Origin of the sequence: Spirillospora sp. NPDC052269 (genome assembly GCF_040679435.1) — a bacterium.
GTDB lineage: Bacteria > Actinomycetota > Actinomycetes > Streptosporangiales > Streptosporangiaceae > Spirillospora.
On record NZ_JBFAUU010000004.1, the window covers coordinates 240,034 to 265,412 of the forward strand.

A 25,379-nucleotide genomic window follows, 5' to 3' on the forward strand; every position below is an offset into this window, starting at 1 on the left:
ACCCCGAGCACCCCCAGGGGGCCGATCATGGTCAAGCCACCTCCCGACCCCTGCAACTCGATCTACGACCTCATCAGTTGCCAACTGCGCCACATGCGCGTTCACAAGAACATGCGCCAGCACGAGGTCGCGGAAATCCTTGGCTGCTCGATTGGCCAAGTTTCCAAGTACGAGACAGGCGAGAAGCAGCTCGACAGTGGCGACTGCAAGAAGCTGGATGCCGCTTGGCAGACCGGTGGATTGTTCTCAACACTCCAGTTCTACGCGCAGCTCGGCCCCGACCCCACCTGGCCTCAGCGGGTCAAGCGCTCCCAGCGCACCGGAGTGGAGCACAAGATCTTCAACACCCACTTCATCCCCATCCCGTTCCAGACGGAGGACTACAGCCGAGCCTTGCTCGGGGCGGGTCACGCGGCGGGTAACGTCCAGGATGTGGACGCGGCCGTGACGCGCAGGATGGAGCATCAGGCCGCCATCCTGAAGGACGGCCCACAGATCTGGCTCCTCCTCGACACTCCCGCACTTCGCCCCATGAGCGACACCCGGGTCATGCGCACCCAGATCAACCACCTTCTGGAAGTATCCGAAACTCTGCACGTTTCCGTGCGGATGCTCCCGGACTCATCCACTCCTCACGTCGGAATCGACGGTTCCTTCTGGTGGACCAGGCTTCTCGGGCGGCGGCTCATGGTCTTTGCAGGTGGCGCCTTGGAAGTCGGCCGAGCAATCGACGATCAGACCGTCGCCCTCCGCGCCGGACTACAATTCGACCGTCTCGCGGCACGCGCCTGGAACGAGAATCAGACCCGCGAGCATCTGATGAGCCTGCGGGAGGATGCATGATCGTCTGGCGAAAGAGCACCCACAGCGAAGGCCAGGATCAGGGCGGAACCTGCGTCGAGCTGGCCGACCTCGGCAGCGCAGTGGGCCTTCGTGACAGCAAGAACCCCGATGCCGGGCACCTCACCCTCCGCCGCGCTGACCTACGCGGCCTGACCGAGGCCATCCGCAGCGCGAAGGACTGACCGGCCCCGTCCAGCCTGATCACCGGAAGGGCCTTGCCTGACTGCCCCAAATGGGATCAGGTTGGGTGGTCGGTACAACGTCATCGAGCCAGTGCCGACGCTCCGGAATCCTGCTGGGCAGGAGGAGTCTGTGGATACCTGGCGTAGGAGTAGTTACAGCGAGAGCGGCGCGGGCGGGAGCTGCATCGAACTCGCGGACCTGGGTGAGGCCGTGGGCGTCCGCGACAGCAAGGCCCCTGACGCCGGGCATCTCACCCTCCGCCGCGCCGACTTACTCCGCCTGACCGAGGCCATTCGCCGCAGCGTGGCATGACCCGTGCCAAGCCCAGCCGGATCGCCCAAGTGCCGCCGACCTGCTGGGACGGAGGCGCTCCGGTGATCGGGCCGGCCGGGCGCGCTCCCTTCGTTGCGCTCGCCGATCTACAGGTAGGCCGCCGACAGGATCTCCTTCAGCCGACGGACGTGCTCGAGCCACTCTTGGTCGTCGGCATCGGCCCACAGGTCCGCCAGCTCGGAGTTCTCACCGGCCACCCGGTCAAGGGCTTGGACCGCCAGGGGACGCAGCTCAGCGGGCAGCGGCGGGATCGTCCCCTTCGGGCCGTAGTGCTCAAGGCCGACCGTCGCGCCACCGGCACACTGTGCGGCCACGATCGCCGCAGCCGCGACGGCATCGGTTCCGTCGTCCGCGTCCAAGTATTCGACTTCCATCGCCACCGCATTCAACGCGGCCCGAATCGCCGCCGGACGATCCCGCTCTGCCAGATCATCCAGGTCGCCGCCGAAGTCGGCGGCTTGGTCGTTCTCGAACGGCCCCGCACCCCAAGTTCCCACCACTGCTCCTTGATCACCTCGGCACGCGCTCAGCGTAGGAGGCGGCTCTGACAGCGCGAGGCTCATCCCTGAGCCGGCGACAGCGGCCAGACGCATGATCCGATCCTGTGGCTCGTTGGGGATGGTGCCGGGCTCGGCCCGTTCCGCGCCGACCTCGTCGACACGTACTGGCGGTGGGAGCAGGATCCAGGGGCCCTCGTGGGCTATGGCCGGCAGACCCCCGACTCCCTCGAGAACCGCAGGGAGGGCTACCAGCACCAAGCTCGCGGCACCGCTGACCAGGCACGATTCACCGTCTACGACACCAGCGCCGACGGGCCGTCCGTCCCTGTCGGCGCCACTGCGCTGCTCGTCGACCACCACGTCCGTACCGCCGAGTTCTTCATCCAGATTGGGGCACCGGCCCGAGGTCGTGGCATCGGCACAGAGGCGACCCGGCTCACCCTCGACTACGCCTGGCACGTCACGAACCTGGCCTGCGTCCATCTCGCCGTCCTGGCACCCAACGTCGGCGCGATCCGCGCGTACGAGAAGGCCGGATTCCGGAGGAGCGGGGTCCGTCGCCAGTCCGGGTACTGGCTCGGCGACCGCTGCGACGAGATCCTTATGGATGCCCTCCCCGCCGAGTTCGTCGGCCCGTCCGCCATCAAGAACGCGGTCCGACCACGCGGTTAGGCAACACATGTTTTGGCGGAGACCAGGGGCGGCCCGTCACCTTGCCTCGCCAACATCGCAGCCGAGCGATGGACCGTTTGAGTACGTGAAGAGGGGTGTCCGGACCTTGGGTCCGGACACCCCTCTGGGTGTCTTGTCTAACCGGTTACTGGGATGGCTCCGTAGGCGCGGGCGCATGCGCGGCGGGATCTGACGGGTGTGCCTGATGCCGGATCTCGTCCGTTCGCGGCGGCGCAGTTCCTGACGGACCGGTTTCTCAGGTCCTTCTTGGTGACTCGGTACGTCGCCGTGCAGATCATCGACTGGCCCGGCCGCAGTGAACCTTGCGGGCAGTGCACCGCCGACAGGCCACGCTTGGGGTCGTCCACCAGCACGCGGTCCAGCGGGACGTCACCGGTGTTGGTCACCTTGTACTGGAAGCGCAGCGCCTGGCCCGCACGGTGGTAGGCCTCCGGACGCACCCACTTCTGGATCTTGAGCGACGGCTTGTGCTTCGGCGGTACCGGCGGTACGGGTGGTACCGGCGGACCTTCGGTTACCTCGACCTCCTTGTGGGCGTCGAGGTTCATGTTGACGTCGGTCGCGAGGATGACCTTCTGGCCCTCCGCCGGGGCCTCCGGGTCGTCCGTGTCCTGTACGTACAGCCCGGTCTCGCCCGCTTGACGGACGGCCTGCGCCGTCGCCGACAGTCTCACCCGGCCGGGTTCGGCGGATCGCACGTAGAAGGTCTCGCCGTTGCTCAGCTCCGTCCCGTTCGGGATCGGCTGCGTGCCCGCGGCGTCCGCGAACATCTCACCGCCGGTGATGTGGACGGCCGCCCTCGCCGCCGTGGTGTGGATCGTGAACGGGCCCGAGACGACGTTCGCCTGGATGCCGTCCGGGCCGCTGATCCTCAGCTCCGGAACCTGGGGAGGCGGCAGCGGCCCCTCGGCGATAACCCGGTTGACGATCTCGGACGTCGCGTCGAAGATCGGCGGGACCGGGGCGAGGAAGTACTTCGCGGCGAAGAACCAGATCGCCGACTGGACGGCCACGGCCTTCACATAGTCGGGGGTGAGCCCGGCGGGCTCGTTCGTGTTCGGGTAGTAGTCGTGAAGAATGCGCGAGATGTACCCGAGGTTCGGGACCTCCGCCTCACTCCACGGGGCGAACCTGTACGACGTCCCGTACTGCACCACGTGATCGAGATCGATGCAGTAGAGCTGCAACGGGGTGCCGTCGTGCTTCTGCCCGAGGATCATGCCCGCGAAATCGACGTCGTGGCGGGTGTACTGGTCCCACTCGATCGGCCAGGTCGGATATCCGTCCAGCGGGTTGAGCGAATCAGGGCCGATGAAGCCCGCGACGCCGGTGCCGGCTCCCGGGCCTGTGATGGTGAAGTCCGTGTTGGCCGGGAGCCTCGCCCGGACGTGCCTCTCAGCCGGGTGACTCGCCCGGACGTGCCTCGGCTGACCGCCGGGACGGACGCCGGCCGCCGCCGGTGAGACGCACACCGAGAAGAGCAGCAGCACCGCCGCGACCACACACCCTGAACGACGCGACAATCCGTCCACGCGCATCGCCCCCCATCGACCTATAGATCATCTTTCTGCTGCGACGGTTATTCCTCGGACGGCATCGGTTCACGATCAAGCGGGAAGGATCATCAACACCTTCTGCACATTTCTTTGCGTGCCGACGTCCTCAGGTCCGGCCGGTGCCCGCGGAGGGCGGTTCGGGTGGGCCGGTCCGGCCGCTGGATGATCGGGCCGGACCGGTGGATCCGCGACGCGCGGGGTCAGTCGGTGAAGAGGGCGGCGATGGATTCGGTGCCGCCCTGGTCGAGCCAGGAGGGGAAGTCCAGGAGGCCGGGGTGGCGGTCGCGCAGGGCGGGGATGTCGGCGCGCCACAGGCCGTGCTGTCCGCTGAAGGCGCGGGCGGCGTCCTCGCTCAGGTTCAGTTCCTCGCCCGCGACCTGCTCATACGTGATCTCGCGTCCGAGGCGTCCGCTGATCACGCGGGCGGTGGCCTCGGGGGTGAGTTCGTCGCCCGCCAGCTCCAGCGCCTGGCCCAGGTACGCGTCGGGGTTCGCGAAGGCGAGGGCGGCGAACGCTCCGATGTCGTCGACCGCGATCAGCTGCACGGGCACGTCCGGCGCGAACAGATGGCGCAGGACGCCGTCGGCGGAAATGCCGCCCAGCCCCAGCCCGGGGATGGCGTGGTTCTCCATGAAGCGGACCGGCCTCAGGACGGTGGCCGGGACGCCGAGCTCGGCAATGCGCTGCTCAACGGCCCACTTGCTCTCCCAGTAGGAGATGCCGGTGCCCCGCTCGGCGCCGCCGACCGAGGCGAAGACCAGATGCGCGATGCCGGACGCGGCGGCGGCCTCCACCAGGTGGCGGCCGCGCCGGATCTCGCGCTCGGCGTCCAGGTCGTCCGGGGTGACGCCGAAGACTCCGTGGACGTCCGCCATGGCCACCTTGAGGCTGTCCGGATCGTCCAGATCGCCTTGAACGAGTTCGGCACCGGCAGTGGCCAGTTCACGTGCCGCCATAGCCGCGGGGTCCCGGACCAAAGCGCGGACGGGACGGCCGTCGGCCAGCAAGCGTGCTGCGGCGGCTCCACCCTGCCTGCCGGTGGCCCCGGTGACCAGGACGGTCCCGTCGGCGACGGACGAATGCTCCACGGACATGCCTGTACTCCTCGGACAAGTTAAAATGAGACTGCCTCAAGAAACATACTTGAGACAGCCTCAACTTATCCAGCGAGGGTTCATGGACACCGGCACGCCCGCCCCCAGGCGCCGCATGCGCGCGGACGCGCGTCGCAACTACGAGCGGCTCCTCACCGAGGCGGCGGACGCCTTCGCCGAGCACGGCGCCGACTTCTCCCTGGAGGAGATCGCCCGCCGCGCCGGGGTCGCCAACGGCACGCTCTACAGCCACTTCCCGACCCGCCGGGCCCTGCTGGAAGCGCTGATGCGCGACCGCATGCACGCCCTGGCCTCGACCGGCGCCGAACTCCTCGCCGCCCCGTCCGCCTTCGACGGCCTGGCCTCCTGGGCGCGGACGGCGATGACCCACACCGCGACCTACCGAGGACTCGGCGCCATGCTCATGGAGGCCATCGAGGACGAGACGTCCGAACTCCACGAAGCGTGCAACGCGGTACTCGCCTCCAGCGAGGAACTGGTGGAACGAGCACGAGCGGCAGGCGAGATCCGTCCGGACGTCACGGCCTCCGACCTGTACGCGCTGGTCAACGCCGCGGCTTGGGCAGGCGAGCAGAGCACCCCCGCCCAAGCCGACCGAATCCTCACCTTCACTCTCGAAGGCTTCCGCGCACCGTCCGAGCGCGACTGAACGTTGCCCCCGGCCATCGGCATGGCCGGTGCGGTGCGTGGTGTCAGGCGGGGCGGCCCAGTTCCTTTTGGAAGAGGCGGTGGACGTTCTCGCCGAGGATCTTCTGGATGTCGGGTTCGGAGTGGCCGCGGCGGAGGAGCGCCTCGGTGACCAGGGGCAGGCCGCGCGGGCCGTCCAGGCCGGGGACGACGGCCTTGACGTCGAAACCGGCCATGGCGACCATGCCCTCACAGCAGGGCGGGGTGAGTTCGAGTTGGAGCTCGCGAACGAAGTCGGGGCCGAGGCCGACGTGGTCGATTCCCGCGACGGACGCGACGTGCTCGATGTGGTCGACGAGGCGGTCCACGGTCCACTCGGCGGGATCGGCGCTGAGGAAGCCCGCGAGGAAGTTGACGCACACCACGCCGCCGGTCGCGGCGACGCCGCGGAGCTGGTCGTCGGTGAGGTTGCGGTGGTGGTCGCGCAGGGCGCGGGCCGAGGAGTGCGTGGCGATGACCGGACGGGTCGCGAGCTCCAGGACGTGGGCGACGCCCGAGGCTCCCAGGTGGGAGACGTCGAACATCATGCCCAGCCGCTCCATCTCGGCCAGCGCGGCGACCCCGGCGGCCGTCAGGCGGCTGCCGGTGGCGTCCTCGCCGCTGCCGTCGGCCAGGGGCGTCCGGCCCCAGTGCGCGATCGAGGCCACCCGCACGCCCAGTCGGTGCAGGGTGGAGAACAGCTCGACGTTCGCGTCGAGGCCGGGGGCGCTCTCCAGGGCCAGCACCAGGGCGATCTTCCCGTCCGCCAGCGCCTGGTCGACCTCCTCGCCGTCCAGGCACAGGCTGACCTCGTCGGCGTTGCCCTCGGCGAGCACGTGCGCGGCCTCGATCATCCGGAGGGTCTCGCGCAGCGACCCCTCCGGACGGAACTGCTCGTCGATGAAGACCGGAAGAACCTGCAGGTCCACGCCTCCGTCGCGCAGCTGGGGCAGCCAGCGCTCCCGGAAGAACCCCGCCCACATCGCGGGCGGACGGGCTGCCACGCCCATCAGGAGGTCGTTGTGGGTGTCGGCGACGACCGCACGACGATGGAGTTCAGCGAACATCTAGGTTCCCTTCTACGCCCGATAGCCGCAGCTTATGGCCATTCGTCCGGCTCGGGAGTCACCCCAGGACTCCGGCGAGGGCGCGGACGAGGATGGTGGCGAACCATCGGGGGGAGTCGCCATGCCTCGCTTCGCGCACACCGAGATGTTCCCCGATGGGGCTCGCCGGTCTCAGTGTGGGGCGGGTCGCGGGTCGGCGGTGGGGCGCGTTCGGCGGTAGGTGCCCGGCGCCACGCCGTACTCGCGCTTGAAGGCCTTGGCGAAGGCGAACTCGGACGTGTAGCCGACCCGTTCGGCCACGCTCCTGAGCGAGGCGTCCGATTCGCGCAGCATCCGGCCGGCGCTGGTCATGCGCCACCAGGTCAGGTACGACACCGGAGGCTCGCCCACGAGGGCGGTGAACCGCTGGGCGAACACCGAGCGGGACAGTCCGGCGCGTGCGGCCAGCCGTTCCACCGTCCACGGGACGGACGGACGGGCGTGGATGTCGCGCAGGGCCTGCCCGATCGCCCCGTCGGCGAGCGCGTGGGCCCATCCGGGCGCGCCGGCCCGCTCGTCCGCCCAGGTGCGCAGGATGTAGAGCAGCATCGCGTCGACCAGCGAGGGGACGATGCCGTCCCGGCCCGGACGGTCGCGGTCGACCTCCGTCGCGAGCAGGCCGACGAGGTGACCGAGCTCCGCGCCCCTCGAGGGCAGGTGCAGGAGCTCGGGCAGGTCCCTCATCAGCGGATGCGGCCGGGTCCGGTCGAGCTGGTACGCGCCGCAGAGCAGAACCGAGTGCGCTCCGGGCCCCTCGACGCGAACGTGTCCGATCGGCGAATCGGGTTCCGTGCGTTGGGGACGGAAGTCGGTCAGCGGCGTTCCCGGGGTGTCGGCGAGGGAGTGCGTGCCGCCGCCCTCACGCAGGAACACCACATCACCCGGCCCCAGTTCGAGCGGGTCCGTCCCGTCGGCCAGCAGCCAGCAGGTGCCGTGGAGCACGACGTGGAAGGTGGTGCCGACGGCCGCCGAGAAGCGCAGGCCCCAGGGAGCGTGCACGTCGGTGCGGACCGCGCGGGTTCGGCCCGTCCGCATCGCGGCGAGCGCGTCAGTGAGAACGTCCACAACTCCAGGACTCTAAGACATGAATCCCGGACTTGCAGGCATTCATCGTCCGGGCCGTGAACCCTACTGTCCTTCTCGGAAGATGCGATCCGAGGAGGAACACGATGACCGTTCTGGTGCTGGGAGCGACGGGCAAGACCGGCAGGGACGTGGTGGACGCGCTGGTGGCCCGCGATGTGCCGACGCGCGCGGCGAGCCGCGATCCGGGGACGGCCGTCCCCGGTGTCGAGCCCGTGCGCTTCGACTGGGCCGACCGCTCCACGTGGGCCCCGGCGCTGGAGGGCGTCGACGGCCTGTACGTGGTCGGCCCGTACATGAGGCCCGATGAGCCCGGTCTCGTCCGCGAGTTCGTGGCCGCCGCGCCGGACCTGCGCCGAGTCGTCCTGATGTCGGTCCTGGGCGTCGACCGGATGCCCGACACGGTCCCGATGACCACGTGGGAGGCGGACGTGCGGGCCTCGGGCAAGGAGTGGACCGTCCTGCGGCCGAACTGGTTCCACCAGAACTTCGGCGCGGGCTTCGCGACCTCCCTCCGCGAGGACGGCGCGCTGGCGCTCCCGGCCGCCGAGGCCGAGGTGGGCTTCGTGGACACGCGTGACGTCGCGGAGGTCGCCGCCGCCGCGCTCACCGAGGACGGCCATGCCGGAATGATCCACACCATCACCGGCCCCGAGGTCCTCACCCTCCGGCAGGTGACGGGGATCTTGGGAGAGGCCGCCGGCCGGGACCTGCGCTACACGCCCCTCACACCCGACCGGTTCGGCGACGCCATGCGGCAGAACGGTCTGAACGAGGGGCAGATCACCTGGCAGCAGGGCCTGTTCCAGCTGATCCGCGATGGCGGCAACGCCGTCGTGACCGACACGGTCGAGCGGATCACCGGCCGCCCGCCCCGGTCCCTGAAGTCCTACGCCGACGAGAACGCCGCCCTGTGGCGGTGACGCCTCCGGGGGTCCGGCGGTCCGGCTAGGAGGCTCTGGAAGGTGGGCGCGAAAAGAAGAGAGGGTGCCCAGGTTCGGTTGAACCTGGACACCCTCACCGAGGTGTCGTGCCTAGCCGGTCACGGGAACGTTCCCGTAGGACCGGGCGCACTCGCGGCGGGACGTCACGTAGACGCCCGTCGCGGCGTTCCGGCCCCTCGCGACCGCGCAGTTCCTGACGGACTTCCTCATCAGGTCCCGCATCGTGATCCGGTAGTTCGCCGTGCAGACCATCGACTGGCCGGCCATCAGGTCCGTCCGCGGGCACCGCACGGCCGACAGGCCGCGCATGTGGTCCTCCACCGACACGCGGTCGAGCGGGACGTCACCGTTGTTCGTCACCCTGATCCGGAAGTGCAGGATCTGGCCCGCCCGGTGGTAGGTGCCCGGACGCACCGTCTTCTCCTCCGTGATCGACGGCCTGTGCACGACCGGCACCGGCACGGGCGCCGGCACCGGCACCGGCACGGGCGCCGGCGGTACCGGCGCCAGCACCGGCTGCGGCACGTCGACCACGATGTCCCTCAGGACGGTCACGGGCACGCAGTCCTCCTGAGCGAGGATGATCTTCTGTCCCCGCTCCGGGAAGTTCGGCTGCCCCGCCACGTCCCGCACGTACGCCGCGGCCTGACCGACCGGGTAGGTGATGCTCGCCGTCGCCGACATCCTCAGGTGCCCGGGTGAGGCGGAGCGCACGTAGAAGGGCGCGCCCGTCCTCATCGCCGCCCCGGCCGTCATCGGGCGCGTGCCCGCGGCGTCCAGGAACATCTCGCCGCCGGTGAGCCTGACGGTCTCCTTGTCCGCGGTGGTGTTGATCGTGAACGGGCCCGACACGGCGCCGGCGCGGATGTGCTCCGGACCGCTGATCGCCACGCCCGGACGCGTCGGCTCGGTCATCGGCCCGTCCTTGAGCACCCGGGAGACGATTCCGGATGTCGCGGGGAACAGCGGGTCGCGGCCGTCGAGGACGTACCGGTCGGAGAAGAACCAGATCGCCGCCTGAACGGCCGCGGCCCTACCCCCGGCGGTGAGCCCGGCGGGCTGGTTCGTGTTCGGGTAGTAGTTGTGGATGATGCGCGAGACGTAGCCGGTGTTCGGCACCTTCGCCTCGCCCCACGTGCCGAACCGGTACGCCATCCGGTCCCGCGCGGGGTGCGCGAGGTCGAAGCAGTAGGTGCGCACACGAGAGCCGTCAGCCCTGATCCCCTGGCGGAGGCCCGCGTACGCGAGGTCACGGCGGTGGAAGCCGGTCCGGTCGTATCCGGCGGCCAGGTAGCCCTTCGTCGGGTCGAGCGACTCGGGGCCGACGTAGCCCCTGAGGTGGCTACCGGGTCCCAGGCGGGCGAGGCGGAAGTCCGCCGTGGCCGGGAGATCCGTACGGCTGCGCGCCGGGAGGTCCGTACGGCCGCGCGTCGGGAGCGGGTCCCGTTCGACCCCCGCCCCCGCCGGCGAGACGCACAAGGACAGAAACACCAGTGCCGCTGCGATCACGCATCCTGAACGGCGTGAAAGGCCATCCATGAGCATCGTCCCCCATTCATTTCGTCGATTCGTCGATCATCTTTGGGGGGGTAGCGGCGATGCTGCCACGCGCGACTTCGATCACCTATCAGGACGGGCGGATGATGAAGAAACGCCGAACATAATTTTGCCTTGCCGCCATGACGATTTACCTCGAGCGCACTTCGCCGAGGGCGGCACAGGGGGCCGGCACAGGGGGATCGGCAGGGATTTCACCGATCGTCTTCGACTCCCGGGCGTGGCACGAACGACGAGATCGGCGGCGGGTGCGAAAAGAGGGCCCACGGTCCATCGGCGTCGATGAACCATGGGCCCCTCCCCGGGCGTGACCTAGCCGGTCACAGGAACATGCCCGTACGCCCGCACGCACGCGCGGCGGGACTTGACGGTTCCCTCCGACTCCGGAGGCCGTGCCATCGCGACGGCGCAGTTCCTCACGGACCGGCGCCGCAGGTCCCTCCGCGTGACGCGGTACGTCGCGGTGCAGTACATCGACCGCCCCGGCGCCAGCGTCGTCCGCGGGCACCGCACCCTCGACAGGCCGTCGTCGACACGGACGTCGTTCAGCGCCACGTCACCGGTGTTCGTCACCTTGACCCTGAAGTGCAGCACCTGGCCGGGCCGGTGGTAGGCGCCCGGACGCACCCGCTTCTCCACCGAGATCGACGGCCTGTGCACCGGCGGGACCGGTGGGACCGGCGGAGCCTCGGTGACCTCGACGTCCTTGTCGGCGGTCAGGTCCACGGGGTCGTCCTGCGCGAGGATGATCTTCTGGCCCTGCTCCGGGAAGTCCGGTTGCCCCGCGGCGTCCCGCACGTACACCGCGGCGTTGCCGACCTGATGGGCGGCGGTCGCACTCGCCGACAGCCTCAGCTGCCCGGGTTCGGGCGACCGCACGTAGAAGGCCTCGCCAGCCGCCAGTTCCGTCCCGCTCGGGATCGGCCGCGTGCCCGCGGCGTCCGCGAACATCTCACCGCCGGTGATGGTGACGACGGCCCGCGGCGCGGTGGTCTCGACCCTGAACGGGCCCGACACGACACCCGCGTGGACGCTGTCCGGGCCGCTGATCGTCAGCGACGGAGGCGGCGGCTCCGGCAGCGGCCCCTCCTGGAGGACTCGCGCGACGATGGCGGACGTCACGGAGAACATAGGGTCGGTGTCGGCGAGGACGTACCTGTCGGAGAAGAACCAGATCGCCGCCTGGACGGCCGTGGCCTTCTCCTCGTCGGTGAGCCCGGCGGGCTCGTCGGTGTTCGGGTAGAAGTCGTGGATCGCACGCGAGATGTATCCGAGGTTCACCACCTGTGTCTCGCTCCACGTGCCGTACCTGTACGCCATCCGGCCCCACACCTCGTGTTCGAGGTCGAGGCAGTAGGTGCGCACCCGCGTGCCGTCCGCTTTGGCGCCCTGGATGATGCCCGCGTACGGAAGGTCGAAGCGGTCGAAGCCGGTCGTGTCGTACCCGCTGGACGGGTAGCCGTTGAGCGGGTCGACCGTGTCGGGGCCGACGTAGCCCGTGATCTCGCCGCCGGGCCCGAGCGCGATGAGGCTGAACTCCGCCGTGGGCGGTAGATCCGCACGGGCGCGCGGCCCCAGGTCCCAGTGGCGTGGATCGACACCGGCCGACGCCGGCGAGACGCACAAGGACAGGAACACCAGCGCCGCCGCGATCACGCACCCTGAACGGCGCGAAAGGCCATTCATGAGCACCATCCCCCATTCGATTCGTCGATCATCTTCAGGGGGGCGGTCCCATCATGTCCCATGCACCCTCAATTGGCGATCTTGGGGGCCGGTCGTTGACGAGCGCGCTATTCCGTGGGGCGGTCAGAGGATCAGAAGTGTCTTGCCGAGTGCCGTTCGGTTCTCGATGGCGGCGTGCGCGTCCGCGGCGCGGTCGAGCGGGAATGTCTGGCCGATGATCGGATGAATTGTTCCGGCTGCGGCCTTTTCCAGCATTTCTCCAGCCCATCGGTCCAGGTCGGGGCCGAAACCTCGGAGCTGCTCGATACCGATCACCGTGACGCCGCGCGCGTCCGCTTCGGCGGGGTCGACGAACGTGGCGTCCCCGCTCGCCGCTCCGTGGACGGAGAACCGTCCGCCGCGCGCCGTGACCCCGAAGGCGGCGCGTCCGATCTCGCCGCCGACGCCGTCGAAGACCAGGGTCGGGCCGGTACCCCCGGTCGCTTCGAGCACCTGCTTCGTCCAGTCGGGCTCGGAGTAGTCGATCGCGGCGTCCGCGCCCAGCTCGCGGATCAGCTCCAGCTTGCGCTCCCCCCGCGCCGCGCCGATCACGCGCGCGCCCGCGGCCAGCGCCAGCTGCACCAGCAGCGTCCCGACACCCCCGGCCGCCGCCTCCACCAGCACCACGTCCTCGCGGACGAGCCCGGCCGTCTCGACCAGGCCCAGCGCGGTGCGGCCGTCGCTGCACAGCGCGACGGCCTCCGGCAGGCCCAGGTCGTCCGGGACGGGGAACAGCTCGGCGGCCTGGGCCACCGCGCGCTCCGCGAACCCGCCGCTCTCACCGATGCGCGCCAGGACGCGACGTCCCAGCCAGGACGCGTCCACCCCGTCGCCGGCCTCGCTGACCCGTCCGGCGACCAGACCTCCCGGGACGTACGGCAGGGACGGCTTGGCGTGCCACTTGCCGACACCCTGCCTGATCTGCGTCTCGACATAGGTCATCCCCGCGACCTCGACGTCGACCACGACCTCCCCCGGCCCGGCCGCCGGGTCCGGCGCCTCGGCCGTGACCAGCTCCTCCGGACCGCCGAAACGCGTCACCTGTGCCACCCGCATGCCCACTCCCCTCGCTCGAGGATCCCAGCCTGCAACCTCAAGAGAACTTGAGGTCAAGGGGGACGAAACTCCACCCCCGACCTGGGGGAAAGCCCCATGGCGCCGGCGTCGCCACATCGCCAGGCTGAGGGGCCGGAGGAGGACGGATGAAGAATCGATGGGCGACGACCGCCGCGACGACGACGGCGGCCCCCGGCGCCGTCCGGCCCACCGATTTCGACCACACCCACGACTACGACTTCTGGCGAACCTTCTAACCCCACCCACCCCACACCCCGTCCACGGGCGGGGCTCTCCCGCTTGGGCGAACCGGGCGGGAGCACGAAAGGACGACAGGAAGATGAACGGTGGTCGCGCCCCTCAGAGCAGGTGGGAACTCGCTGCTCGGCGCGAGGAGGCCCGGCTCGCTCAGGAGCTGGGAAGCGCGGTCCGCGAAAGGCGGCTGGCACTCGGGCTCTCACAGGTCGAGCTGGCCGGGCGGGCCGGGATGACCCAGCCCGCCCTGTCCCGCCTCGAGACCGGTGGGCCCATACCCGCGATCGGGGTCCTCAGCCGGCTGGCCCACGTGCTCGGAACGAGGCTGACCGTCACGTTCACCGACGAGGCCTGAGGCCGGCGAAGCGGAGCGGCCGCCTCGGATTCAGGCCAGGACTTCGCGGAGTTTGCGGGCGAAGGCCTCGGGCTTTCCGGGGTAGCCGCCCTCAGGGCCGCCGAAGCCGCCGTGGTGGCTGGGGAACACGGCGGCCTCATGGCCGAGCAGGGCGGCCATCGCCCGGGCGGTGCGACCGGTGAACGCGTCGCCGGTCTCCTCGCCCACGGCGATCACGACGCGGGTGGAAGCGGCGAGCACGGCCTGGACGTCGGGGTCGTAGCCGATGACCGCCGAGGACGCGTCGGACAGCAGGGGGTCGTCGCGCCTGCCGTCGTCCTCGGACGGCATGCCGAAAGCGGCCGGGTCGGGGGCGGGCTGGGCGAAGTAGGCGTCGTCGAACTCGCCCTGCCAGGACGTCATCGCGATGAACGCGGCCATGCCCGTGCCGAAGCCCTTGGCCTCATAGGCGTCCTGGACCGCGGCCCGGGCGCGTCCGGCGGCGTCCGCGTCGGGGAGGACGGGGATCATCGGCGGCTCGTGCGCCACCAGGGTCGTCACATCGTCCGGGTGGGCCGTGACCAGGGCCAGCGAGGTCACGGCGCCGCCGCTGCTGGCGAACATCTCGACCGGGCCCGCGCCCAGCGCCTCGATGATCGCGTGGACGTCGCCGGCCTGGGTCGCGGGGTCGTTGTCGGTGCGGCCGTCCTTGCGGACGCTGCGCCCCAGGCCGCGCGGGTCGTAGGTGACCACGGTGCGGTCGGGGAAGTGGGGCGCCAGCGCACGGAAGCCCTCGGCCGTCATGGGCTGTCCGATCATGAACAGCGGCGGGCGTCCGTCCGCGGTGGGAAGCGGGCCCTGGACGTCGTAGACGAGGTCCGCTCCGGCCGTCTCGAGCGTGTGCGTGGTCATGTCCATATCGACTCCTGCGGATTTGGAAACTCATCGGTTCCATCACCGGGCCCCTGGCGGGCCCTTCACCCGTTGGTCGGAGCCGCCGCCGTCATATCGACATCCCGCGGGAAAACAGACGAGCTAATCCTTGTCGCCTCTGTCGGACGCGTCGCCTTCGTCGGATGTGTCGGCTTCGGCGGACGCGTCGGCTTCGGCGGGCCTGGCGTCCCCGCCGGTCGGGAAGGTGGCGAGGGTGTCCCAGGTCGGGGTGAAGGCCAGGGACTTCAGGCGCCAGCCGTAGGGGGTGCGGACGGCGGTCCCGGTGATGATGGAGCCCGCGATGTAGACCCTCTCGCTGCCGAGGATGACGTACGTCGCGTTGGAGTTCACGCGCAGGGACGCCGCGTCGCCCTTCAGCTCGACGAGGTGGTTCGCGTACATGTGCTGGGTCGTCCCGGACGTGGCCATGGAGGCGAGCAGGTACTGGGACACATCGGTCAGGCCCGCGTACTCCTCCGTGGGCAGCCTGACGGTCGCGTCCGGGGTGAACAGGGCGGCGAGGGCCTGGGAATCGAGGGTGCGTTCGTCCAGGGCGCGCGCGTAGCGGTCCAGGAGCGTGACGAGTTCGGCGTGGTCGGCCAGGGCGGTGAGCCGGGCCTCCACGGTCGGTTCTGGTAGCGCCATGCCCTGTCTCCGTCCGGGCGATGATCCTTTCAGTGACTGAAAGTAGCAGAAGATTGACACAAAGTGATCGATCGGGGGCCGGTGAAGGTGACCGGCGGCCCCGGCGATGGCCTCAGGGACGGAATCAGTGGCGGAATCAGCGGCGGAAGAGGTGGAACTTCTCCTCGCCGATGCGCTCGCGCAGCGCCGGATTCTCGACGCCCTGACCCTCGGCGGTCGCGCCGCACAGGACGGCGACCTTGCCGACGTGCTCGTTGGTCTGGACGGCCCGGGTGGCCTCGCCGGCCTCGGAGAGGGCGTACGTCCGGGACAGGGTCGGGTGGATCATGCCGAGCCCGAACAGCCGGTTGACCTGCACGGCCTCGTGGTAGTTGAAGCCGTGCGAGCCGATGATGCTCTTCAGCCGCATCCACAGGAACCGGTTGTCGTACTCGTGCCGGTACCCGGTGGACGAGCCGCAGGTGACGATCTTGCCGCCGCGCTTGGCGACGTACACCGAGGTGCCGAACGTCTCGCGGCCGAGGTACTCGAAGACGATGCCCGGGTCCTCGCCGACCAGGCCGCGGATGGCCTCGCCGAGGATCCGGCCCGCCTTCGGGTTCCGCAGCCCGCCCTCACCGAGGTCGAGCCGGGTCCGGTCGATGACGTGCTCGCAGCCCTGCGCCCGGACGATCTCCGCCTTCTCCTCCGACGACACGACCGCCACCGGGATCCCGCCGCCGTTGAGCACGAGCTGCGTGGCGAACGAGCCGAGCCCGCCCGTCGCGCCCCACACGAGGACGACGTCGCCCTGCTTCATGCGGGCGCCGTGCGTCCCGACGAGCATGCGGTAGGCGGTCGCGGCGCACAGCGTGTTGGAGCCCGCCTCCTCCCAGGTCAGGTGGGCGGGCTTCTTGACGAGCTGGTTCGCCTTGACGACGCAGAAGTCGCCGAGCGAGCCGAAGTTGGTCTCGAAACCCCAGGCCAGCTGGGTCTCGGACATCATGCCGTCGTCGTAGGAGCCGTGGTCCTCCTCGTCCACGTAGGACGGGGAGATGACCACCCGGTCACCGACCTTCCAGTGCTTCACGCCCGCGCCCGTGCGGACCACGACGCCCGCGCCATCCGAGCCGAGCACGTGGTACGGCAGGTCGTGCCGCGCGCCGTACCAGCCCTGCCGTCCGAACTTCTCGAGGAACGCGAACGTCGGCACCGGCTCGAAGATCGCCGACCAGACGGTGTTGAAGTTGATCGCCGCCGACATCACCGCGACGACGCACTCGTCCGGCGCGATCTCCGGCATCTCGACCTCGCCGACGTGCATCGACCGCCGGACGTCCTTGTCGGCCTGCCCTGCGAAGATGCCCACCTCGTCCTTGCGGGTGAACGCGGCGCGGTACCGCGTGGGCAGGTCGATCTCGGCCAGCTCGCGGCCGGACGCGCCGGACCGGACGGCTTCGAGCAGATCGGACATGGGGGGATTCCTCCGCGGGGGGGGTCAGTGGGCCGGGGACAGGTCCGCCGAGCCGCTCGGCGCTCCTCCCGGAACGGGGTCGGCGGCGTCGGCTGCGTCGGCGGCGAGTTGCCCGTCCAGGTGGGCTGCGAGGATCTCCACGCCGGGCGGGTCGAGCAGGTTCAGGTGGTGCACCCCAGGGATCACGACCTTCTCCAGGGCGGGGCAGAGGGGGCCGAACCCGTTCATCCCGTCCAGGACGTACCGGGCGTCCTTCACGGCCCAGGGGGTCTCCTCGGGCGCGTAGTAGAGGATGACGCGGCCGTCGTAGGGCCGGGGTTCGTAGGCCTCCAGCGACCGGGTGTCCTGGTGCGAGGTGAGCTGGTGGTGCAGCGCGGCCGGCGGGATCAGCTCGGCGAGCGGCGCCGCGCGCTCCATGACCAGCGCGAACTGCTGCTCCTCCGACAGGCCGGACAGCTCCTCGTAGGTGAGCGCCACGTCCAGGTCGTAGGTCTCGTTGATGTACTCGGTGAACGCGGCGAACCGGCGGGCGAGGGTGTCGGACTCGTCGTCCACGGGCAGCGGCAGGCCCGCGTCGAACAGCGCGACGAACTCGACGTCCCGTCCGGCCTCGCGCAGCTGACGCGCCGTCTCGTAGGCGAGGACGCCGCCGAACGACCATCCGCCCAGCCGGAACGCGCCGTCCGGCTGCGCCTCGACCATCTGCTGGACGTAGCGGGCCGCGCGCTCCTCGACCGGGGGCGCGTCGTCGAACCGCTCGAGCCCGAACACCGGCTGGTCGTCGCCGAGCAGGTCGACGAGCTGCCGGTAGCAGGCGGTCGTGCCGCCCGCCGGGTGCGCGATGAAGATCGGACGGCGGTCCCCGGACGGCTTCAGCGGCCGGACGATCTGCCGCGCGGCCTCCTCGTCCGCCGCGCGGATGTACTCCGCGACGTGCTCGGCGGTCGGCGTCGCGAACAGCTCTCCTCTGGTCGCCTCTCCATCTTCCCCGACCAACCAACCCCGACCGACCTCCCGGCCCAGCTCCTTGAGGAGGAGGGCGACGACCTCGTCCGCCTTCTCGGCCGTGCCGCCGAGGTCGGCGTAGAAGTCGGCGACGACGGAGACCCGGTCGAGGCCGAGGACGTCCTCGAAGAACCGGACGGCCAGGCGCTCGGCGGCGTCGCGCGCCATCACGTACCCGGACTCGGCGTTCGACACGGCCGTCGCGGCGGCGGGCGCCGGGGCGCCGGCGAGGCCGAGCTCCTCGGCGGCCCACTCCTCGAACACGTCCACCGAAGCGCCCTTGAGCAGCACCGACGCCGGGACGGTCAGCCCCAGGTCGTACTCGACGCCGCTCTTGATCCGGACGGCGACGAGCGAGTCCAGCCCGAGGTCGGTGAGCGGGACGGCCGGGTCGAGCCGCTCGGGCGCGAAGCCCAGCACGGACGCGATCCGCCACCTGACCTGCGCGGCGATCCGGGCGCGCGCCTCGGCCGGGTCGAGCGCCCGGACGGCCTCGATGCCCGGCCAGTCGCCCGCGTCCGGGGCGGCCGCCGCGACGGCCTCGGTGAGCGCCGCGAAGAACGGCATGTTCGTGACCTCGGGGAACAGGCCCACGGCGGCGGACGCGTCGAACCGCAGCACGCCGGCGGCGGTCGCGTCGGCGGCGAGCAGCGCCTCCAGCGCCTCCACGCCCTCGTCCGGCGTGATCGGCTCGATGACCGCGACCGCGAGGTCGGCGGCCCCGCCGACCCGTGACCACGTGCCCCAGTTGATCGTCGTGGCGGCGCGTCCGTGCGCGCGGCGGTGCGTGGCGAGCGCGTCCAGCGCGGCGTTCGCCGCGGCGTACGCGGCCTGCCCCGGCGAGCCGAGCAGCGCGGCGGCCGACGAATGCAGGACGAACCAGTCGAGATCGGCGTCCCAGGTCGCCTCGGACAGCGCCCGTGCGCCCTCCACCTTCGCGGCCCACACGCGGTGCAGGTCGTCCGGGCCGAGGTCGGTGACCATGCGGTCGTCGATCGCGCCCGCGCCGTGGACGACCCCGCGCAGCGTCGCCCCGCCCTCGCGGGCGGCCTCGACGAGCCGCTCGGCGACGCCCGGCTCGGCGATGTCGCCGAGGACGACCCCGACGTCCACGCCGTCCTCGCGCATGCGCGCGATCGCCTTCTCGGCGTCGGCGGACGGTCCCGAGCGTCCGGACAACACGATCCGCGCGGCCCCGCGCTCGGCCAGCATCCGAGCCGTGACCAGCCCGATCCCGCCGTACCCACCGGTGATGACGTAAGCCCCCCCACGCCGCACCACCCGCCGCCGCCTCCGCCCCACCGCACGGCCGTCGGGCCCGGCGGCCGTGTCGGCCCCCGCATGTGCATCACCCACCGCGCGAGCGTCCACAACCTCGCGGGTGTCCACAGCCTCGCGGGCGTTGGGGGTGGGGAGTTGGGCGGGGGCTAGGCGGGCGGTGTGGCGGGTGCCGGCTCGGTAGGCGGTTTCGCGGGACGGGGTGTCGGCGAGGAGTTCTGTGACCAGGTCTTCCGCGCGGGCGGCGTCCACGAGGGTGGCGCGCTGGACGGTCCGCTCGAACGCGAGGACGCGCGTGATCGCGCGGACGTGGGCCTGCCGGAGACTTCCGGACTCGCCGGGCAGGACGGGCAGCGCGTCACGGGTGGCGACGAACAGGCGCGGGCCGTCCGGGGTCGCGACGGACGTGCGCGCGACGGTCAGCACGAGGTCCTCGTCGGCGAGGTCGCCGGGCAGCAGCACGACGCCGTGCACGTCGGCGGACGGCGTGGTGCCGATCGGAGCGCGCGTGGCGGTGTGGCCGCGGCGCTCCAGCTCGTCCGCGACGGACGCCGCGAACGGGTCGGCGTCGTCCGCGAGCAGCAACCAGGACGCTTCGGACACGACCGCTTCGGGGGTTTCGGACGCGTCCCAGACGACCTCGGCGAGCTTGCCGGAGAGCGGGACGGGCAGGTCGGCACGTTCGACGCGGCGCAGCGTGATGCCCGTGGCCTCTACCAGCACCTGACCGTCCGGACCGAGAATCCGCAGGTCACCATGGGTGCCGTCGAAGGTGGCGCGGACGTGCCCGCCGCGGTGCGTCGGCCCGTGCACGCGCAGGCCGCCGATCGTCTCGACGAGGACGTCGCCGTCGACCTCCGCGTAAAGGACGCCGAGTGCCCGTTCGAAGACCTCGGGGTGCAGGCGGTAGTGGCGGCTGCCGCGCTCGGCCGCCGCGATCTCGGTCGCCGGGCCGTCGAGCGGGGGCGCAGGGGTGTGGTGGTCCTCGCCGACGTCGGCGCTGGCCAGGCGGGTCCAGGTTCCGGCGGGGGTGAGCGCGTGGATCTCGACGCGCTGCTCGTCCTCGCCGAACGTGGTCGTGACCGTCGTGGACGCGTCGAGCGCGAGCGGCTTCTCTATCCACAGGCTGTTGATACGCACGGACTCGACGCCGAGCGCCTCGGCTCCGGCGGCGAGCGCCATCTCGGCGAACGCGGCGGGCGGCAGGACGTTCAGCCCGAGCGTCGGCGTGATCCACGGCTGGGCGTCCGTGCCGACGTCGGCACGCCAGGCGTGCCGTTCCTCGCCGGGGAGTTCGACGTGCGCGCCGAGCAGCGGGTGCTCGTCGCGGCCCGCGCCGCGACGGCGCGTCCGGGACGTGTCGATCCAGTGCCGCTCGTGCCGCCAGGGCGCGGACGGCACGTCCATGACCGCGCCGTCGGTGGGCGCCGCGATCCGGTACCCGTGCGCGGCGAGCCCGGCGAGCTGCGCGTGGAAGGTCAGGGTGTCGTCGGTCTCCTGGCCCTTGGGCGCGCGCTTCAGCGTGTGGGTGACGAACGCGCCGACGCCGTCCAGGGTCTCGCCGACCGCGTGCGCGAGGATCGGATGCGCGTTGACCTCGATGAACGTCCGGAAACCGTCGTCCGCGGCGGCCGCGATCGCGTCCGTGAGCCGGACGGGGTTGCGCAGGTTCTGAGCCCAGTAGTCCGCGTCCATCGGAACGTCGGCGCGCGGGTCGTCGAGCGCGGTCGTGTAGAGGCGAACGCCATCGGCGAACGGGGTCCCGGGCTTCGCGCCGACCTCGGCGAGGGCTTCGCGCAGGTCGGGCAGGAGCGTGTCGACCTGCGGGGAGTGGCCCGCGCCCTCGGCCTTGATCAGGCGGGCGAGGCGGCCCTCGGCCTCGGCGCGCGCGACGACCGTCGCGACCTGCTCGGCGTCGCCCGTGACGACCGTCTGCCTCGGCGAGGAGTGGACGGCCGCATGCACATCGTCCAGGCCGTCGGCGAGGCGGGCGACCTCGGCGGCGGACGCGCCGAGCACCGCCATCGAACCGCCGCCGACCAGCCGGGACAGCAGCCGGGAGCGGCGGCAGATGACCTCGACGCCGTCCGCGAGGGACAGCTTCCCGGCGACGACGGCCGCGGCGACCTCGCCCATCGAGTGCCCGACGACCGCGCCGGGCGTGACGCCGTACGCCGTCCACATGCGCGCGAGCCCGATCTGGATCGCGAACAGCAGCGGCATCGTGACGGCCGGGCCGCCCTCGATCGGCTCGCCCTCCTCTAGGACGGCCCACAGCTCGGGGCCGCCCTCGTCGGCGAACAGCGCGTCCAGGTCGTCGATGGCCTCGGCGAACGCGGGCTCCTCCTCCAGGAGCCGCTGCGCCATGCCCGTCCGCTGTGCGCCGTACCCGGAGAACACCCAGACCGGATGTCCCGGAACCCCGACGGCCGTCCCGCTGACCAGCCCGGGGTGCGGACGCCCTTCGGCCAGCGCCTTCAGGCCGTCGACGAGCCCGGCGCGGTCGCGGGCGGCGACGGCGGCACGGGCGCGTCCGCGTCCGTCGCGCAGGCGCAGCGTCCGCGCAAGGTCGGCGTCCGCGACATCGCGTCCATCGAGCCAGGTGAGGAGCTCGGACGCGTACGCGCGGATCCGGTCCTCGGACGTGTCGGAAAGCGGGTAAAGGCGAACCGGAACGTCCTCGCGCGTGACCTCGGCGGCCGGGGCCTCCTCCAGGACGACGTGCGCGTTCGTCCCGCCGAAGCCGAAACCGGACACACCCGCCCGGCGCGCGTGACCGCGCCGCGGCCACGGCGTCTCCTCGCCGACGACCGCGAGCCGCAGGTCGTCGAACGGGATGTGCGGGTTCGGCTCCTTGTAGTGGTTGGACGGCGGGATCACCCCGTGGTGCAGCGCGAGGACGGCCTTGACCAGCCCCGCGACGCCCGCCGCCGCCTCCATGTGCCCGAGGTTCGACTTCACCGAGCCCAGCAGTAGCGGACGATCGGCGTCGCGCCCCGCGCCCAGCACCTCGCCGAGCGCCTTCGCCTCGATCGGGTCGCCGAGGAACGTGCCCGTCCCGTGCGCCTCGACGTAGTCGACCTCGCGGGTGTCGATCCCGGCGGCGGCGTACACGTCGCGCAGCAGCGCCTTCTGCGCCTCGGAGTTCGGCGCGACCAGGCCGTTCGAGCGTCCGTCGGAGTTCACGCCGGAGCCGCGGATCACCGCGAGCACCCGGTCGCCGTCCCGCTCGGCGTCGGAGAGCCGCTTCAGGACGACCGCGCCGCAGCCCTCGGCGCGGACCATGCCGTCCGCGCTCGCGTCGAACGCCTTGCAGCGCCCGTCGGACGCCGTCCCGCCCGCGAGGTCGAAGGTCATCGTGACGGTCGGCGAGAGCAGCACGTTCACGCCGGACGCGAGCGCCACGTCCGCCTCGCCGGTCCGCAGCGCCTGGACGGCCAGGTGCGCGCTGACCAGCGAGGACGAGCACGCCGTGTCCACGATCATGGACGGCCCGCGCAGGTCCAGCAGGTACGACAGGCGCCCGGCGATCACGCTGAGGGCCGCGCCGGTCGCCGTGAACGGCTCCAGGGACGCCAGGTCAGAGGCCGTGAACGCCGCGTACTCGGGCGCGGAGACGCCGACGAACACGCCCGTCCGGGTGCCGCGCAGCGCGGCGGGCGCGAGGCCCGCGTGCTCGAACGCCTCCCAGGCCACCTCCAGGACGAGCCGCTGCTGCGGGTCCATGACGGCGGCCTCGCGCGGGGTGATCCCGAAGAACCCGGCGTCGAAACCGGCGATGTCGGAGAGGAAGCCGCCGAGCCGGGTCGTCCGGGCGAGCAGGTCCGCGACCTCGGGGGATCCGTCGTCGAACGGGTCCCAGCGGCCGTCCGGGACCTCGCGGACGGCGTCGCCGCGTCCGAGGAGGAACCGCCAGAAGTCGTCCGCGCCGGTCAGGTCGCGGTCGCCGCCCGGCATCCGCAGGCCGACGCCGACCACCGCGATCGGCTCGTCCGCGCGGACCGCCACGGCGGGCGCGGGGACCGGCGTCTCGGCGCGTCCGGCGAGCGCGGCGGACAGCCGGTTGATCGTGGGGTGCTCCCAGACGAGGGTCGCGGGCAGCGCGCGGCCGAGCAGCTGCTCCAGCTCCCCCGCGACCGCGACCGCGTCACGCGAGGCGAGCCCGAACTCCTCCAGCGGACGGTCGGGATCCACCTCGGAGGGCTCGACGTGGGAGCGGAGCGCGATCTGCTCGACCAGGTACCGGCGGATCGCGTCCTCGCCGATTCCCTCACGGGAGTGCATCTGCGGGGTTCCCCCAATAACGCGGGATCGTTCGTGCGGCACGGAAGGAGGTCCACGATGTCCTACTTTGACCGGCTCACGATGCGCACACAGGCCACTTTTCTCAGTGGCCACTTGTCACGCCGATGACAAGACCCACTGGCAAGCAAAGTGGGCAGATGGGATAGTTGGGCACCAATACCACTCACGCTCAACGGGGGGAAGCGGCGGCCGACGTGACCCGAGGACGATACCGGTGGGCACTGCTCGTCGTCACCGTCAGCGCCTTCGTGACCACCATGGACAACACGGTGGTCATCCAGGCGATCCCGACGATCCGCCGCGACCTGGGAATGTCCGGATCGGCCGCCGAGTGGGTCACGACCGGCTACATGCTGATGTTCTCGTGCCTGATGGTCGCCGGGGGCCGGATCACCGACATCTACGGCTGCCGGGTCGGCTTCACCACCGGCATGGCGATCTTCACGGCCGCGTCCGCGGTCTGCGGCTTCGCCCCGGACGCCGGGATCCTCATCCTCGCGCGCGTCCTGCAGGGCGCGGGCGCCGCGCTCGCGCTCCCCGCGACCCTCGTCATGGTCACCGTCGGACGCACCGACAGGCAGCGGTCGCTCGGCACGATCGTCTGGGTCGCGGCGGGCGGCTCGGCGACCGCCCTCGGCGGCCCGATCGGCGCGTCCATCGTGACCTACTGGTCGTGGAACTGGATCTTCCTCGTCAACATCGTCCCGGGCATCCTGGTGATCGTGCTCGGCGCGGTGGTGCTGACGTCCAAGGCCGAGAACGCGAACGCCCGGGTGGACATGCCGGGCGTCCTGATCTCCGCGACGGCGCTGTTCGCGCTGGTCTACGGGCTGGAGGCCGTCCAGCGGGACGGCTGGGCGGCCCGTCCCGTGCTGGGCGTGTTCGCGCTCGCCGTCGTCGCGTCCGCCTGCTTCGTCATGGTCGAGCGGTGGGCGCCCGACCCGATGATCAGCCTCGGCTTCTTCCGGAACCGGGTGTTCGTCGGCGGGCTGCTGTCCCAGATGCTCCAGGGCATGGGCTTCACGGCCCTGCTGTTCTACTCGGCCACCTTCATGCAGGACTACCTGGGCTTCACGGCGCTCGAGTCGTCCCTGGTCCTGCTGCCCGCCGCGTTCGTCATCGTGGGGCTGACCCCGGTCGCGTTCTGGCTCGCCGGACGCGCCGGCCCGAGGATCACGATCGGCGCCGGCATGGGCCTGATGGCGCTCGGCATGTCCTGGTTCTCGCTCATCCGGCGCGGCGACGGCTACACCGACCTGCTCCCCGGCGTCCTGACCGTCGGCGCCGGGTCCGCGCTGGTCATGCCGCTCGCGATGTACGTCCTCAAGGCCATCCCGGACGAGCGGACCGGCGTCGCCAGCGGCATCCTCAACGTGATCCGCGAGGCGTCCGGCGCGTTCGGCATCGCGATCGTCGGCGTCCTGATCCACGACCTGCCCGGACACGCGTCGGCCGCGGCGATGGAACGCTTCCGCCACGGCATCTCGTCCGGCCTGCTCCTCGGCGCGGCCCTCGTCGCGGTCGGCGGCCTGATCAGCGCCACCACGCTCCCGCGCAAGCACGAACTGCGGGAGTCGGCGTCCGCGCCCGTCCAGGAGGACGTGCTGGTCGCGGCAGGCAACCCATCACGCCTCGGACACGAGACCGCTCCACGACGCGGTCACTCCGCGCTGCACTCCTACCTGGACGAGAACGTCCGCCGCGGCTTCCCCCCTCCCCCCGAGGGCTGGTACCGCCCGTACGATCCCGAGGAAGGCGAGGCGACCGCGACCGGGCCGCACCGCATCCCCCGCGGCGACGCCTGGTAGGAG

At 71.3% G+C, this 25,379-nt stretch carries 20 protein-coding genes; 8 read left to right on the forward strand and 12 right to left on the reverse strand.

Annotated features, from left to right (window positions below):
• The first annotated feature begins 27 nt into the window (after positions 1-27).
• The 3 genes from AB0L06_RS10100 to AB0L06_RS10110 all read left to right on the forward strand — a co-directional run bounded on the left by AB0L06_RS10100 (position 28) and on the right by AB0L06_RS10110 (position 1,338).
• Positions 28-843, forward strand: coding sequence for a helix-turn-helix domain-containing protein (locus tag AB0L06_RS10100; RefSeq protein WP_500230608.1), 816 nt, complete (start codon positions 28-30; stop codon positions 841-843).
• On the forward strand, positions 840-1,025 hold the full coding sequence (locus tag AB0L06_RS10105) for a DUF397 domain-containing protein (protein WP_500230609.1): 186 nt from the start codon (positions 840-842) through the stop codon (positions 1,023-1,025). Before AB0L06_RS10100 ends, AB0L06_RS10105 begins: the two co-directional genes overlap by 4 nt.
• Before the next feature lie 130 nt (positions 1,026-1,155).
• Positions 1,156-1,338 (forward strand): DUF397 domain-containing protein, encoded by a 183-nt coding sequence (locus AB0L06_RS10110; protein ID WP_500230610.1) that lies wholly within the window; start codon positions 1,156-1,158, stop codon positions 1,336-1,338.
• Positions 1,339-1,445: 107 nt separating this feature from the next.
• Here the strand turns inward: AB0L06_RS10110 and AB0L06_RS10115 are convergent, their stop codons facing one another.
• Positions 1,446-1,856: a DUF4259 domain-containing protein gene (locus AB0L06_RS10115; RefSeq protein ID WP_500230611.1), complete on the reverse strand. Its 411-nt coding sequence runs from the start codon at positions 1,854-1,856 to the stop codon at positions 1,446-1,448.
• 198 nt (positions 1,857-2,054) lie between these two features.
• Between AB0L06_RS10115 and AB0L06_RS10120 the strand changes: the two genes are divergently transcribed.
• Positions 2,055-2,531 (forward strand): GNAT family N-acetyltransferase, encoded by a 477-nt coding sequence (locus tag AB0L06_RS10120; RefSeq protein WP_500230612.1) that lies wholly within the window; start codon positions 2,055-2,057, stop codon positions 2,529-2,531.
• A gap of 137 nt (positions 2,532-2,668) precedes the next feature.
• On the opposite strand, the gene AB0L06_RS10125 is transcribed toward AB0L06_RS10120, so the two are convergent.
• Both AB0L06_RS10125 and AB0L06_RS10130 read right to left on the reverse strand, forming a co-directional pair.
• Positions 2,669-4,090, reverse strand: a complete 1,422-nt coding sequence (locus AB0L06_RS10125; RefSeq protein WP_500230613.1) for a thioester domain-containing protein — start codon at positions 4,088-4,090, stop codon at positions 2,669-2,671.
• Positions 4,091-4,308: 218 nt separating this feature from the next.
• Positions 4,309-5,202 (reverse strand): NmrA/HSCARG family protein, encoded by an 894-nt coding sequence (locus tag AB0L06_RS10130; protein WP_500230614.1) that lies wholly within the window; start codon positions 5,200-5,202, stop codon positions 4,309-4,311.
• Positions 5,203-5,284: 82 nt separating this feature from the next.
• Between AB0L06_RS10130 and AB0L06_RS10135 the strand changes: the two genes are divergently transcribed.
• Complete coding sequence (locus AB0L06_RS10135; RefSeq protein ID WP_500230615.1) at positions 5,285-5,872, forward strand: TetR/AcrR family transcriptional regulator; 588 nt, start codon at positions 5,285-5,287, stop codon at positions 5,870-5,872.
• A 43-nt stretch (positions 5,873-5,915) separates the two neighbouring features.
• On the opposite strand, the gene AB0L06_RS10140 is transcribed toward AB0L06_RS10135, so the two are convergent.
• Positions 5,916-6,956, reverse strand: coding sequence for a dipeptidase (locus AB0L06_RS10140; protein WP_500230616.1), 1,041 nt, complete (start codon positions 6,954-6,956; stop codon positions 5,916-5,918).
• A gap of 171 nt (positions 6,957-7,127) precedes the next feature.
• Complete coding sequence (locus AB0L06_RS10145) at positions 7,128-8,060, reverse strand: AraC family transcriptional regulator (protein WP_500230617.1); 933 nt, start codon at positions 8,058-8,060, stop codon at positions 7,128-7,130.
• A 104-nt stretch (positions 8,061-8,164) separates the two neighbouring features.
• On the opposite strand from AB0L06_RS10145, the gene AB0L06_RS10150 reads away from it, so the two are divergent.
• Positions 8,165-9,001: an NAD(P)H-binding protein gene (locus AB0L06_RS10150; RefSeq protein ID WP_500230618.1), complete on the forward strand. Its 837-nt coding sequence runs from the start codon at positions 8,165-8,167 to the stop codon at positions 8,999-9,001.
• Between the two features lie 111 nt (positions 9,002-9,112).
• On the opposite strand, the gene AB0L06_RS10155 is transcribed toward AB0L06_RS10150, so the two are convergent.
• The 3 genes from AB0L06_RS10155 to AB0L06_RS10165 form a co-directional block, all read right to left on the reverse strand.
• Positions 9,113-10,531: a thioester domain-containing protein gene (locus AB0L06_RS10155; protein ID WP_500230619.1), complete on the reverse strand. Its 1,419-nt coding sequence runs from the start codon at positions 10,529-10,531 to the stop codon at positions 9,113-9,115.
• A gap of 360 nt (positions 10,532-10,891) precedes the next feature.
• A complete protein-coding gene (locus tag AB0L06_RS10160) occupies positions 10,892-12,265 on the reverse strand; it encodes a thioester domain-containing protein (RefSeq protein WP_500230620.1) in 1,374 nt (457 codons plus the stop codon).
• A gap of 123 nt (positions 12,266-12,388) precedes the next feature.
• Positions 12,389-13,360: a zinc-binding dehydrogenase gene (locus tag AB0L06_RS10165; RefSeq protein ID WP_500230621.1), complete on the reverse strand. Its 972-nt coding sequence runs from the start codon at positions 13,358-13,360 to the stop codon at positions 12,389-12,391.
• A 340-nt stretch (positions 13,361-13,700) separates the two neighbouring features.
• On the opposite strand from AB0L06_RS10165, the gene AB0L06_RS10170 reads away from it, so the two are divergent.
• Positions 13,701-13,970 carry a helix-turn-helix domain-containing protein gene (locus tag AB0L06_RS10170; RefSeq protein ID WP_500230622.1) on the forward strand — a complete coding sequence of 90 codons (270 nt, stop codon included), beginning with the start codon at positions 13,701-13,703 and terminating at the stop codon, positions 13,968-13,970.
• Positions 13,971-14,000: 30 nt separating this feature from the next.
• Here AB0L06_RS10170 and AB0L06_RS10175 read toward each other — a convergent pair whose 3' ends face one another.
• The 4 genes from AB0L06_RS10175 to AB0L06_RS10190 form a co-directional block, all read right to left on the reverse strand.
• Positions 14,001-14,867, reverse strand: a complete 867-nt coding sequence (locus AB0L06_RS10175) for an alpha/beta fold hydrolase (RefSeq protein WP_500230623.1) — start codon at positions 14,865-14,867, stop codon at positions 14,001-14,003.
• Between the two features lie 117 nt (positions 14,868-14,984).
• Positions 14,985-15,527, reverse strand: a complete 543-nt coding sequence (locus AB0L06_RS10180; protein ID WP_500230624.1) for a nuclear transport factor 2 family protein — start codon at positions 15,525-15,527, stop codon at positions 14,985-14,987.
• A gap of 136 nt (positions 15,528-15,663) precedes the next feature.
• Complete coding sequence (gene ccrA / locus AB0L06_RS10185; RefSeq protein ID WP_500230625.1) at positions 15,664-16,980, reverse strand: crotonyl-CoA carboxylase/reductase; 1,317 nt, start codon at positions 16,978-16,980, stop codon at positions 15,664-15,666.
• 24 nt (positions 16,981-17,004) lie between these two features.
• On the reverse strand, positions 17,005-23,547 hold the full coding sequence (locus tag AB0L06_RS10190) for an SDR family NAD(P)-dependent oxidoreductase (protein WP_500230626.1): 6,543 nt from the start codon (positions 23,545-23,547) through the stop codon (positions 17,005-17,007).
• 215 nt (positions 23,548-23,762) lie between these two features.
• On the opposite strand from AB0L06_RS10190, the gene AB0L06_RS10195 reads away from it, so the two are divergent.
• A complete protein-coding gene (locus AB0L06_RS10195) occupies positions 23,763-25,376 on the forward strand; it encodes an MFS transporter (protein ID WP_500230627.1) in 1,614 nt (537 codons plus the stop codon).
• Positions 25,377-25,379: the final 3 nt, after the last annotated feature.